At 42.4% G+C, this 13281-nt stretch carries 12 protein-coding genes and 2 tRNA genes; 8 read left to right on the top strand and 6 right to left on the bottom strand.

Annotated features, from left to right (window positions below):
- The first annotated feature begins 60 nt into the window (after window positions 1-60).
- From DC094_RS20740 to DC094_RS20720, 5 genes are all read left to right on the top strand, one after another.
- Entirely contained in the window at window positions 61-1905 is a 1845-nt protein-coding gene (locus DC094_RS20740) for an AsmA family protein (protein WP_116689039.1), read from the top strand.
- 118 nt (window positions 1906-2023) lie between these two features.
- On the top strand, window positions 2024-3088 hold the full coding sequence (gene mutY / locus DC094_RS20735) for an A/G-specific adenine glycosylase (RefSeq protein WP_116689038.1): 1065 nt from the start codon (window positions 2024-2026) through the stop codon (window positions 3086-3088).
- Window positions 3089-3224: 136 nt separating this feature from the next.
- Window positions 3225-3497 (top strand): oxidative damage protection protein, encoded by a 273-nt coding sequence (locus DC094_RS20730; protein WP_116689037.1) that lies wholly within the window; start codon window positions 3225-3227, stop codon window positions 3495-3497.
- Between the two features lie 95 nt (window positions 3498-3592).
- Window positions 3593-3668, top strand: a tRNA-Phe gene (locus tag DC094_RS20725).
- Window positions 3669-3739: 71 nt separating this feature from the next.
- A tRNA-Phe gene (locus DC094_RS20720) sits at window positions 3740-3815 on the top strand.
- Window positions 3816-3944: 129 nt separating this feature from the next.
- On the opposite strand, the gene DC094_RS20715 is transcribed toward DC094_RS20720, so the two are convergent.
- The 4 genes from DC094_RS20715 to DC094_RS20700 all read right to left on the bottom strand — a co-directional run bounded on the left by DC094_RS20715 (window position 3945) and on the right by DC094_RS20700 (window position 9075).
- Window positions 3945-5375 carry a TcdA/TcdB catalytic glycosyltransferase domain-containing protein gene (locus DC094_RS20715; RefSeq protein ID WP_116689036.1) on the bottom strand — a complete coding sequence of 477 codons (1431 nt, stop codon included), beginning with the start codon at window positions 5373-5375 and terminating at the stop codon, window positions 3945-3947.
- Window positions 5376-5407: 32 nt separating this feature from the next.
- Window positions 5408-5929, bottom strand: a complete 522-nt coding sequence (locus DC094_RS20710; RefSeq protein ID WP_116689035.1) for an adenylyl-sulfate kinase — start codon at window positions 5927-5929, stop codon at window positions 5408-5410.
- Window positions 5930-6363: 434 nt separating this feature from the next.
- Window positions 6364-7548, bottom strand: coding sequence for an acetate kinase (locus DC094_RS20705; RefSeq protein WP_116689034.1), 1185 nt, complete (start codon window positions 7546-7548; stop codon window positions 6364-6366).
- Between the two features lie 630 nt (window positions 7549-8178).
- Window positions 8179-9075 (bottom strand): LysR family transcriptional regulator, encoded by an 897-nt coding sequence (locus DC094_RS20700; protein ID WP_116689033.1) that lies wholly within the window; start codon window positions 9073-9075, stop codon window positions 8179-8181.
- Between the two features lie 115 nt (window positions 9076-9190).
- On the opposite strand from DC094_RS20700, the gene DC094_RS20695 reads away from it, so the two are divergent.
- Both DC094_RS20695 and DC094_RS20690 read left to right on the top strand, forming a co-directional pair.
- The gene (locus DC094_RS20695) at window positions 9191-10156 is read left to right on the top strand and encodes a TDT family transporter (RefSeq protein ID WP_241504100.1); all 966 of its coding nucleotides are present in this window, start codon (window positions 9191-9193) and stop codon (window positions 10154-10156) included.
- 186 nt (window positions 10157-10342) lie between these two features.
- Window positions 10343-10861 carry a hypothetical protein gene (locus DC094_RS20690; RefSeq protein WP_116689031.1) on the top strand — a complete coding sequence of 173 codons (519 nt, stop codon included), beginning with the start codon at window positions 10343-10345 and terminating at the stop codon, window positions 10859-10861.
- Window positions 10862-11256: 395 nt separating this feature from the next.
- Here the strand turns inward: DC094_RS20690 and DC094_RS20685 are convergent, their stop codons facing one another.
- On the bottom strand, window positions 11257-11658 hold the full coding sequence (locus DC094_RS20685) for a hypothetical protein (protein WP_116689030.1): 402 nt from the start codon (window positions 11656-11658) through the stop codon (window positions 11257-11259).
- A 111-nt stretch (window positions 11659-11769) separates the two neighbouring features.
- Entirely contained in the window at window positions 11770-12204 is a 435-nt protein-coding gene (locus DC094_RS20680; protein ID WP_116689029.1) for a DUF4274 domain-containing protein, read from the bottom strand.
- 266 nt (window positions 12205-12470) lie between these two features.
- Between DC094_RS20680 and DC094_RS20675 the strand changes: the two genes are divergently transcribed.
- A partial coding sequence (locus DC094_RS20675; RefSeq protein ID WP_178030947.1) for a hypothetical protein occupies window positions 12471-13281 on the top strand: 811 nt, incomplete at its 3' end.

The raw sequence follows: 13281 nt of genomic DNA, 5'->3' as shown, positions 1-13281 counted from the left end.
TGAACCCGCTTCAACACTGGCTTTTTAAACAACCCTTTTTCCGGGAAAGACCATAACAAGATGCTTCGTAAAACATTGCTGACTCTATTTTCTCTGATTGCACTAACCCTTTTAGCTGGGATCATTGCTTTGTCGATGCTGGATTTGAACCAGCACAAGCAAACCATTGCTGATCAAGTACTAAAAGCAACCGGCTTGCAGTTAGATATTCAAGGGAATATCCGTCCAAACTTTTTGCCTAGCCTTGGGCTGCAAATAGAAAAACTGCAAATAAGCGATCCAAAACACCCATCCACTGTGGATATGGGAACGTTAGATAAGCTATTGCTCAAAGTTGCGATTGGTCCTTTATTCTCTGGTCAGCTTCAAGTCGAACAGCTGACGATCGAAGGGGCCAAACTTAATTTTTATCCGCAGCCCGATGGCCAGTTAAATTGGCACATTCACGCCACACCGACACAAGAGTCATCGACCGCTGAGCAACCAACCGTTGCTTCATCAACAGACGATATTAGCAATGACAGCAATAACGCCAATGACTGGAGCCAACAGTGGCTACTGCAACAATTTCAAATGCGAAATATTGAAATCAATTGGTATGAAGCGATGGATCAACCGATTGCCTTAGCATTAAAAATACCGGAACTGGCTGCTGAACAAGTTTCACTTCAGCAACCATTTGAAGTTGTCGCTTTTATTGAAGCGACAACACCAGATCTAAAACTCAGCTTAAATCAAAGCTGGAAAATGGATCTTGCCCAGCAGAATATTCAAAGCACGAACCTAAACGGGCAGCTGGACTTTCAAGCAGCACCTGACAGCCCAAGTAAATTTTCAGGCACCATCCAACTCAAAGGTTTTGACCAACCAAACCTGCAGTTATCGCTGACAATGGATCAGTTGCTGCTGGCCAATTCACCGACTGATTCCCGCTCGCAAAAGGAGCAGCTAGAAGCGGTGTCGCAAAAATCATCCACACCATCAATCGAACAACCGTCAGCTGATACTGAAAAAGCCACGCCGATTCAATTGCCCAAACTGCCGATTCAGCTAACCGGTCATGTTGAACTGGGAAAGTTGATCGCCAATGGCATTACCGTTGACAATCTTTCACTGGATTTCAGCCATCAGAACGACATATGGAAAATTGCTCCTTTTTCTGCAGATTTTTATCAAGGGCAACTATTACTCACCAGTAAAATTAATAACCAGCAACAGCCGTTGCAATTAGCGCTCGATGCACAATTAAAACAAGTTGCTATTGGCGCGCTATTAAAAGACCTGCAAGCGAGCTCAACAGAAAAAACCAATAATACACAGCAGAAAAATAGTCTGGAAAACCGTTTTCATTTAAACGGAGAAATTGATTTATCTGCCAAGATAAATGCTAAGGGCACTACCGATCAGGCATTACTCGCTTCTGCTATCGGAAACGCGGCTTTATCGATGGAACAAGGCATCTTAAACGGTATCGATTTACAGTATCAATTATGTAAGGGCATTGCTGCGGTACGTAAAAAACCACTCGATGTACAGAACAGCCAGCAAACTGATTTCAAACAATTACAGCTACAACTGGCATTGGCCGATGGCCAAGCTCACACCCAGCAAATGCAATTTGGCATTCCTGGCGTTGAATTGTCTGGAAAAGGAGGATTTGATCTCCTTCAACCGATGATTAACCTGCAGTTACAAGCACAACTCAATCGCAGTAGCGATGCCGCTTGTGACCCAGGCAGTAATTTATCAAAAATCCCATTACCGATTACTGTTTCCGGAAAACCGGATGCATTAGCGGTAGCGTTAGATCAGAAAACCCTCAATAAAGCGCTCGGCAATTTAGCATTGGAAAAAGCGAAAAATAAATTGAGTAAAGAAATTGGCCGCTGGTTTAAAAAGCACTAAAAAAATAAACTGCTAAGTAATACCTCAGCACCTAGCCACTATTTATCAACTATCAGCATTTAAATATCAGGCAGTCTTAATTGCCTGATATTCCCTATATTAAAAAGAGTAAATCGTCGTGAGCGTACCTGCCCCATTATTCGCCGATCAAGTATTAAGCTGGTATCAGCAACACGGCCGGAAAGATCTGCCTTGGCATGAACCAAGAACCGGTTATCACGTCTGGCTTTCAGAAATTATGCTGCAACAGACGCAAGTCGCTACCGTGATCCCTTACTTTGAAAAGTTCATCGCTCGCTTTCCTACGCTGGCGGATTTAGCCAACAGCGATATTGATCAGGTGTTAGCGTTGTGGAGTGGCTTGGGCTATTACGCTCGCGCTAGAAATCTGCATAAATGCGCACAGCAAGTCGCTAGCCAATATCAGGGTGCACTCCCTGATATTGCCGAATTATTAGAACAACTGCCCGGCATCGGCCGCTCGACTGCCAATGCGATTGTCAGCCAGGCATTTAACCGCCCCGCCGCCATTCTTGATGGCAATGTCAAACGGGTGCTGGCCCGTTACTTCGCAGTCGAAGGCTGGACCGGATCGGCAAAGGTGCAAAAAGTCCTATGGCAACACGCAGAGCAGTTAACGCCAAGCCATTGTGCCGCTGATTACACTCAAGCAATGATGGATCTTGGGGCCATGGTCTGCACGCGTAGTAAGCCGAAATGTACAGAGTGCCCCATTGCAGAAAGTTGTCAGGCAAAGGCTGAAGACTTACAAAGCCAATTACCTACGCCTAAGCCTAAAAAAGCCAAACCGGCCAAAAGCTGCCACATGCTGATTTTGGTAAATCCTCAAGGGAAAATTTTATTAGAAAAACGCCCACCCAGTGGTATTTGGGGCGGTTTAATGTGTCTACCGCAAATCGACAACCAACAATCACTGGCAGAATTTACCAAACAGCTGCAGCTGCAATGCTCCAGTGAACCCTTGGCTTGGCAACCGATGCTGCACAAGTTCACTCACTTTGATCTGACGATTACTCCGGTGCAAATAGAAGTAAAAGCCAATGCAAACTTTGTCGCAGAAGATCATTGGTATTGGCTCGCTGCCGACAAAGTGCTTCAAGCTGGCTTACCGACTCCAGTTCGCAAGCTAATTGAGGCGCTGCAGTCGCCGATTTTTCAGTAGATCACTCAGGCTGTTCGCCAACGCTACTGAGTGGGCCGTTGGCGCAACAGCTTAATCCTGATCATTGTTATGGCTGAATTTCCTCCAGCGCTCTGGTATAAGTGTTGCCGAGAGATTTTTTCAAGGTATTAGGCTTATGACTCGAATGGTTCAATGCGCGCGTCTTGGTAAAGAGCTGGAAGGATTAGCTCGCCCTCCTCTACCAGGAGAACTGGGTAAGAAGGTCTTTGAACAGATCAGTAAGCAAGCCTGGATGGATTGGATGACTCAGCAAACCATGCTGATCAACGAATATCGCCTGAGCCTGATTGAACTCAAGGCTCGCCAGTTCCTGACTGAGCAAATGAAGGGCTATTTGTTTGAAGGCAAGGAAGTGAAGATTGATGGTTACAAACCGCCAGAAGAATAGCGGTATCAATCAAAGATTTGGCATACCACTGGTAACAATTGCCCTATTCAGGGGTTGACGAAGCCGCAACAAATCGGTTTAATACGCCCCGCCTCGGCCGGATAGCTCAGTTGGTAGAGCAGAGGATTGAAAATCCTCGTGTCGGCAGTTCGATTCTGTCTCCGGCCACCACATTTTAGAAATTCGTTTTAACGCTTTGTAAAAACGTGTTTTTCGCAAGACCGTACGACCATCAGCCTTCGGGCCGGATAGCTCAGTTGGTAGAGCAGAGGATTGAAAATCCTCGTGTCGGCAGTTCGATTCTGTCTCCGGCCACCACATTCAAGCCTCGCTAGTGCGGGGCTTTTTTGTGTCTAAAAGATCTCGCTTCAACTAAAAAAGCATCCAATAACGCTGCTAATATTTTCATCGAACAATTCATTGATAGCCGTATATTTGATTTGAGAGCTAACACTCATTAGATGGCCGTTTGTGTTGTTTCATCCAACTGCCACGCCCATATTTGACTACTCCCATGTCTCTCCATAAAAAATGTTTTCCTACTCTACGATTAAAAACATTCCAACTTTTATCAAAATCAATTTCGATGGATGCAGAAGGCTTTAACGATACATCTAATCCTAAAATATAATTTTTACCATCTAAATATATAGATGAAGAGTTTCTTATTGATTGAGGATCAATGGTCGGCACCTGGCCAAGCATAATCGTCAACATTTCAAAGCTGTGATTGGCGAACAAGGCATAGGCTAATGGATCTAAATCTAAGTATTCATGAAAACCCGGATTCAACAAATTATTTAAATGATGAGTGAAATTGAGCTTAAAAAAGTGATCATTGACTATTTTTCCGACATAATTTAAAGCAGAACCGATAAATTTCGAGCCAATTGACCCTGCATACAAAACACTATTTTCAAAATATGGATAGCGCGCTTCAAAACCCGCGTTGTTGGATCTAAGGGTTGCATGCTGATTTAAATTGAATGTAGGAATTGTTCTACTATCAACTTCAAATGCTGAAGATGTAAAGTCCTGTGTTAGTAGCATATTATCGCTCTGGACAGGGTTGAAGCACCAGAGGTCTGGTCCATCGATCTGAAGGTCAATATCTCGGGTAACAATCGGTGCACTATTGTGAAAGCTGAAATCCAGATAAAGCCCTCCATACTTGTAAAGTGCCAACAACCTCAAGATGTCTACTGCATGAGCAAACTCTTTTCTTTCAATGAGATGCAAACATGCGACAGAAAGTTTAAATAAATGACTTTCTTTTTTTTCAGAGAATAATAGCAATTCTTGGATATCTCTTATCTGAAAAATAGAATTTTTTAATGCACCAGAAATCATTTTTTTATTATTTGTCCAAAGATAGTGCCTGGTCGCCTTAACACCCTTCCATCGTGACATGATATTGACATTTGCTGCTGCTATCGATGTCATCATATCATCTGATACATCACCTCCTAACCATATTCGGTGAATGCACTTTTCACCTGGTTTATTTACTGGCGGAGGTTTATTAAAAAGTTTGCTGTCAATATAATAACGCTCACAAGCAAACGTCTTCCTTAATTTATTTAATTCTATTTCAGAGGGATTCGACTTTAATAATTTTTCTTTTAATTCATGAACTATATCATTCTCTGTAAATAATTTTATATTTCCAACTTGATGAAGCAATGATGCTGCGTTTGCTTGAGGGGAGAGAATCAAATCAAATAGAGCAACGTAAGTTAGGTACTCTAACCAATGAGCATCAGTGTAATCAATCGAAAAAAAAGACTGGAAAGGTTCTTGTTGACCTAATTCAGTGCTAGCAAGCGCTCTCTGAATAAAGCCAACGCGTTGCTTAACATTCAATACATGATGACTCACAACCAAAACTCCTTTTTATTTACGGTACAACATCAAACACTCACTGCCTTAGCATCCCTAATCGGTAATTTTTTTAATAAGTAATCCAACGATTCCTGTTCGCTCCATTTCCCCGTTAAAACAGCTACCTCAGGATTTTCTGGTGGCTGGTAATTACGACCATCACCCATCCAAAATTTGCCTTGCTTCGCTCGCTGTTGGCACACTTCTGCTGGCGTATCGACAAACACTTCAAAGAATTGTCCAGGAGGGTGAATTTGCCGCGCTCGGCGGCGATCTTCAGCATAGGGAGAGAAATCACTGACTAAAGTAATCATGCCCGATTGATTCATTAAGCGACTGGTTTCGGAGATTCTTCGCGTGGCTTCAGAGTATTGCTGATGGGTTAAATCGCTACTTAGACCTTGCCGTAAATTATGTTCGTCAAGCAGAAAGCAAGGTAGCCATTCAGATTTAAGATATCGCTCAACCAAATGAGCCAATCTGCTTTTACCGGCACCAGGTAAGCCGGTAAACCAGATACAGTAGGTTCTCTTAGGGTGTAAAAGTCGCATAAGCCAATCCTTTGTCTTAATTACTTCTCTTTAAATAGCAATGAATTCCAGAGCTGGAAACGATCATCGATGACACAATCACTAGCACCTTTCAGCCACAGGAATTCTGGCAGCACTGGTGATTAATTGAACAAACAATCTGATCCTTCAAACCGAAAATGTTTAAGCTGCTTGATAGTATGGACTTACCTTATTTTTTTGCTCGACACTTCAGATACTGATTAGAACCACTAAGTATTTGTAGCGTTTTATAGTGAGCACAACAAAGGCTAGCAGGTAGCTTGGAAACTGAGCCGGCAGGCTGACCATTTTTTAGCGGCAAAAATTGAGTGAATCTATTTAAAAGGCATAAAAAAACGCCCGTAGATTTTCAGCTACGGGCGCTTATAGTCATTCAAACCAGCGACCAGAATAATCTGGTCAGCTGGAAATCATTACTTGATCAAGCTAGCAGTATCGCGAGCGATCATTAATTCTTCGTTGGTGCTAACAACCATAGCAACCGGACCACTTTCAGCAGTGATCACGCCTTCAGCACCAAAACGCTGCTTCAGGTTCAAATCGTTGTCTAGTTTGAAGCCGAAGATACCCATCAGCTCAACAACCTTACGGCGAATCAGCTCAGAGTTCTCACCAATACCGCCGGTGAATACCAATGCGTCGATACGACCTAAGCCAATCGCTAAACCAGCTAATTGCTTAGCCAGAACGTAGCAATATACGTCCAGAGTCAACAGCGCTTGCTTACTACCTTCAGCAGCCGCTTCTTCAACTGCGCGGCAGTCGTTAGAAATTTGAGACAGACCTAACAAGCCAGACTTCTTATTCAGTACTGACGCAACTTCATCCAGGCTATAGCCTTTCTGGTCACGAAGGAAAGTAAAGATATTTGGATCAACAGAACCTGAACGAGTACCCATCATCAGGCCGTCCAGAGGTGTCAGACCCATAGTGGTATCAACGCCTTCGCCATTCAGTACTGCTGCTGCAGATGCACCGTTACCCAAGTGAGCAATCAGCAGTGCAGTTTCTTCAGTCTTACGACCCAGCATTTCACATGCGCTAGCAGTAATGAAACGGTAGCTAGTGCCGTGGAAGCCGTACTTACGCAGACCTAAGTCTGTGTAGTACTCATAAGGCACTGGATACAAATAAGCTTGTGCAGGCATAGTCTGGTGGAATGCAGTATCAAATACCGCTGCTTGAGGCAGACCTGGGAAATGCTTTTCTGCAGCTTCGATACCCAACAGGTTCGCAGGGTTGTGCAGTGGTGCCAAAGGAATGCAATCGCTGATGGCTTTCTTTACATCTTCAGCAACCAAAGTAGAAGCAGTAAATGCTTCACCACCGTGAACAACGCGGTGTCCAACGGCTGCGATAGTATCGAACAAACCTTTTTCTTTCAGAACATCCAAAACGCCTGCAATCGCGCCATCATGTGCTTCATCAGCAATATTAATGGTCGTTTTTTCGCCTTGGAATTTTGAAACAATCACAGCTTCTGGAGAACCCAGACGCTCTGCTAAGCCAGAAATAAATTCTTGCTCTGAGGTAGGATCAATGACAGCAAACTTTAAAGAAGAGCTGCCGCAATTTAGTATCAGAATATTCGTTTTCATAATTAAAACCCAGTAACTGTGCTGATGTTGCGCCCTAGCTTGTGTGACTCAAAAGCTAAGACACGTCCAAATTTCTTAGGTTTACACAGGGTAAGCCGTCTTATTTTGGATAAGCTGACCCCAGTCAACGACTCAAGTGACTGTAATCAATTCAGGCTTGATTTTACTAAACAAGCTCAATCAAACATTACAATTGTTAAGCTACAAAACTTCTACTTAAACTCTGAACTTGGCAATGGCAAGACCAATAAATCAAAATAACTATAAGTCTTATATAGGAATATTCTTAACCTGCGATTTATTATTCGTATTCTAACTATCAACTGATTTCAACTTACACTCGATAGTTTTCTAGCCACCTACTATCAAAACCAACAACAAACTAATACAAACAAAAGGTTGCATCAATGATAATTAAAACCATGTTTAGCTTGACTTATCTAAAATAACTTGCCGATAAACATTAAAATAATTGAACCGATCAACCTAAAAAACACACCGAATAAAATGGCTTGAGAGTGAGCCGACCAATAACAATTTTAATAAATGTTTAATTGTCAGACCAATTTAATAGCGTTATTTATTGGGAAGTAAATGCTCAAAGAGCAAAGCCATCTAACTAAAAACAACCTAGCAATCATTCACCCAATTAATACAGAATTCATTGAAACATTTCATAAAGGGACCCTGATACTTATCTCGATGAGTCACTAGGTAAAATTGTCGTTCGGTGGCACAAGTTAAGTTAATCGTCGAAATCCGACCTGCTTTCAACGCATCCTTGGCCGCTAGGTTTGAGATAAAACCAAGCCCTAACCCACTACTCACCGCATTAATAACTGCTTCATTAGTATTAATTTCTAAAGCCAAGTGCCAACAACTCAGCGCTGGCTCCAATAGGTGATAAAACTGCTGCCGAGTACCTGAATTCGCTTCCCGCATCACCCAATTTTGATCATCTAATATGTTGGCAGGTTGCGGTTGCTGATTAGCCAATGGGTGGCCTAGAGGCGCAATGACCAACATTCGATCAGTATGCCATGGCGTACTTATTAGCATCGGACTTTGAACTTGTCCTTCTATTAATGCCATATCCAATTCAAATGCCTGCAGCATTTTCTCCAGCACCGTTGTGTTGTGGATAACCAGTTCGGGTCGATCACATTGATATTGCGGCAGGAAATCACCCAAAATTGCCGGCAAAATATGATTGCCGATAGTTTTACTAGCACCAATATGCAGCACACCATTTAACTGTTTACTCTGCATCGTCGATTCTATCGTTTCTAACCGCTGCAGCAATTCATCTGCCAGTGGACGAAGTCGATCGCCATTGCTGTTCAAGACTAAACGGTTTTTCAATCGCTCGAACAGCTGTTGATCTAGCTGACGCTCGAGATCTTGCAACGCCATAGACGCCGCTGATTTCGTGATATGCAGCATCTCTGCGGCTCGGGTCAGCGAACTGTGCTTGGCAACTGCAGTAAAAACCCTTAGATGTTTCAAGGTGATATTACGACTGTTCAATTTTACTTAACCCTTGATGCAAAAGGTTTGTATATCATGCACAACCAACTATCGCTAACCTCATAACCAGAAAATATATGTTTATTGTTTTTTGGTGATAGTGGTGAGAGGGCTCGTGAAAGAAAAACTCGCAAAATACCCAACCCCTTCTGCTGGATTAGCCTTAGCTATTGGCAGCCTTGGTTGGTGTTGGGAGAACGCATTACCGCTTAATGGCATGGCGCAATTGGCTAGCGCAATCGTTGCAGCCATCATCGTAATGCTGATATTTGCTAAATTCGTAACCAACCCGAAAGTGCTGTGGAGCGAGTTAGCTCACCCGGTGATTGGCTCGGTTATTCCAACATTTGCGATGGCCAGCATGGTAATTTCTGCATCTCTGGTAAAATTTTCACCACAAGCAGGCGCTGCACTTTGGTATCTAGCGGTAACTTCACACCTAATTTTCCTTAGTATTTTCAGCTTTAACCGAATAAAAGTATTTAAATTAATCCACATGGTGCCCAGCTGGTTTGTACCGCCGGTAGGATTGGTTGTTGCAGTATTGACCCTACCTAACGCTGCGGCAGCGACCCTAGCAAATGGGTTACTGATTTTTGGTATTAGTTGTTATTTTGTCATGCTGCCAATGATGCTATACCGGTTAATTTTTGCTGAAAACATTACCGATACAGCAAAGCCAACCATTGCCATTATGGCTGCGCCACCTAGCTTATGCTTGGCAGGCTATCTAAGTTTTATTGAACAACCCCACATGTTGCTGGTACTCGCATTACTTGGCATTGCGATATTAATGACGATGGTTATTTACATGGCATTTTTGCATTTACTCCGACTGCCTTTTAGCCCCGGCTATGCTGCTTTTACTTTTCCAATGGTGATTAGTGCAACCGCATTATTTAAAGCCAGAGATTATATTGCAACCACCGCATTATCTGCTGAATTAGCGCAACAATTAAAAACCGGCGCCATGGTTGAATTATTTATTGCAACGCTGGTAGTGGGCTACGTTTCATACCGCTATTTGGCACATTTCAACATTGCCGGTATCGGCAACAAGCCAGCACCAGTCGTGGTTTAAGGGGCTCAGAAATTTAAAATTGTCCCAGACATTGTAGGTTTGATGAGCACCAAATCAGACATCTGGCGATATGTTCCAAAAGTGTCTGATTGCGCCGAAGGCTTATCAAACCTACATACAACATAAGGTTCGGTGCCTCGATAAACAGGATGTTTATTTTATTCCACGACCCTTAACCTCAATCCGTTGCGTGCTGGTATTGCGCAAACTCCGGAAGGCTCTGATTACACATCAATTCAAGCCAGAGTTGAAACTGAGTTGCCCGCCAGCAATTATCGCAGAAAAAAAATTCAAAAAAAGAACAATCAACGTCGATATGATTATAATTTCGCCCGATTAAAACCTTTTGTCGATAGTGAAACCAACTCCAGCATTAATATTAAAGATAAAGTCCATCCGTTGCCATTTAAATTAAAAGATTATCTGGAATTGGTTGATACCAGTGCTCGCATGGCGCGCACTGATAAAAAATACCACATGGATAGCAGCCTGCCACCAATATTTGAACGACTAAACATTGATACCGAAGCTCCGTGGTGGGCAAGCGCCATGAGTGGCCGCAGTCATGTGATGGCCAGTGCACGACAGTTTGCTCATGCAATGGGCAGTGCGCTGAGTCTCAAGCAGTTTAAAGAGCGGGTCAAGCAACAAACCGAAGCTTGGCGGCAGCAAACACCACCACTTGGAAAACAACCACCTTCTTGATGCTCGATTTTATTGAGTAGATTTAAGTCAGAAGATTTAAAGTCAGATGCAATTTAAATAACCAGAGTTAATCTGGTTTTCGTCGTGATATCAATTAGCACCATTGCATTCGAGGCGAAGAAAACAGTTGCTGCAAACGCATCGAACGCTAGATTTTTTTAGTTATCCCGGTTATTAAATTTTTTGATTGGAATATAATTGAGATCATGGGTGGCGTGTAATTTTGGTTTTCGTCGTGATATCAATTAGTACCATTGCATTCGAGACGAAGAAAACAGTTGCTGAAAACGCGTCGAACGCTAGGTTTTTTAGTTATCCCGGTTATTAAATTTTTTGATTGGAATATAATTAGGATCATGGGTGGCGTGTTATTTTTCAGATGCAACATACGTTTGTTATACCTCATGACACTTTCTAATATTATCGAGTGCTTTTTTGTACAAGGTTTTATGCTGTATATTCACATAATTTTCAGCTTTCTGGATAGTAGACATTGAACAAAGCATATCCAGAACTTCTTTTTTATATTCAGTCTTTTTCTTAGGGGCTGAATATAGTTTTGATTTCATTACTATGAATTTCTCAGCCTTCCCTTCAACTTCATTAAGAAATTGTCGAGTTGACGGATACTCAACCTCATCAAATATCTGTTTAAAGCAATTTCGTATTTCTTTGTAATGAACGTGGTGTTCACTTTTGCATGGGAAGCATTTTCGGTCATCAACCAAATCAGCATCAGAAACACTAATTAATGCACCTAAAGTTTTCAATAATCTATCTGTGTTGAATTCTTCCATATTCTTCACCACGTATAACGCCGTCGTCAACTGCCGGAGGCTACTGGCGCCTTTTGTGCGGTTTTTTGCACAAAAGGTGACAGTGGCCGGAGGTCAGATTGCACGATCTTGTTATATGCTTGCTCCGTTTACTTCCTGATACAAGACAGAAGGAATATCTGCCTTTTTGTATTTATACAGAGTGAGCTTATTTATATTTGGTTTAAAACTCACCGGACCACAAGCATAATCGTTATTGTTTAGTTTGCGGACAAGCAATTCACAGAAATCAGCCCACTCATTGTTGTATTCATTTCGCTCTACTTCTTTTAAGAAATAGCTCATTCCTTCAGCAAGCCAAAACAGAGAGACCGCAGTACCTAAATCACAATGCTTATTGTTTGCTATAACTGTGGGCAAAGCATAGCCATCATTCCAGTTGTAATTCATCGCATATTGCTGAAGAAAGTACGGATTATCCGATGCTTTTGCAATCTCGCAGATCTTCTCAATATCTTCTTCATATTGAATTTGATCTATGTATTTTTGCTCGATTTCTCTATTCATGACTGCATATAACGTGGTAGCAACACCGGTGAGCCAATGAGCCTGCGGCGAAATTTGCGATCCGGTGCCTGCGATTGTTAGAACTTATTCGAGTATGAATAAACCGTGCTTGTTCGCAAGCTTTTTAGAGAAAGCATGCGCCACCCAATATTTTCTTTATGACAAACAAAAAAACTTCAATTTCACAGCTACGTATCTTTGCTTTAATCTCTGACAACTGTTGAAGTTGCAGGAGCGGCGCTTGAAAAAGCAGTCCATTTAACAACATGCCAGCACCCAGAGCGATTCTCTATGATCCAAAAGCCAATCCATTTCTCCACGTAGTGAATCGATGCGTACGCCGTGGGTGGTTGTGCGGAGAAGATCCTACCCTGCTTAAAAAATTTCGCAAAAATTATGATCACCGCCGCCAATGGATTGTCGATCGAATTGACCGCCTCAACCAAGCTTTTGCAGTCGATATTGCAGCTTACGCAGTCATGTCTAACCACTATCATCTGGTATTGTATGTAGATGTTGAGCGTGCAAAAAACTGGAATATCAAGCAAGTCCTGCTGCAATACTGCAAGGTATTTGAAGCCCATCCTTGGGTGAAGGATTATTTAGATCCAAACAAATATCGTTTACTTACTCAGGCGCAGCTTCAATGGGTCGAAGAAACAGCCGATACAATTTACCGCGAGCGGCTTTATTCCATCAGCTGGTTCATGCGCTCAATTAATGAACCTTTGGCACGAATCGCTAACGCTGAAGATCAATGCAAGGGCCGCTTTTGGGAAGGTCGTTTTAAGGCGCAAGCACTGCTTGATGAGCAAGCATTACTCACCTGCATGGCTTATGTTGACCTCAATCCGTTGCGTGCTGGTATTGCGCAAACTCCGGAAGGCTCTGATTACACATCAATTCAAGCCAGAGTTGAAACTGAGTTGCCCGCCAGCAATTATCGCAGGAAAAAAATTCAAAAAAAGAACAATCAACGTCGATATGATTATAATTTCGCCCGATTAAAACCTTTTGTCGATAGTGAAACCAACTCCAGCATTAATATTAAAGATAAAGTCCATCCGTTGCCATTTA

The organism is Pelagibaculum spongiae, from assembly GCF_003097315.1.
Taxonomy (GTDB): Bacteria; Pseudomonadota; Gammaproteobacteria; order Enterobacterales; family Pelagibaculaceae; genus Pelagibaculum; species Pelagibaculum spongiae.
Note: the sequence above shows the minus strand (reverse complement) of the source record. Positions and strands in the feature narration are given on the sequence as shown.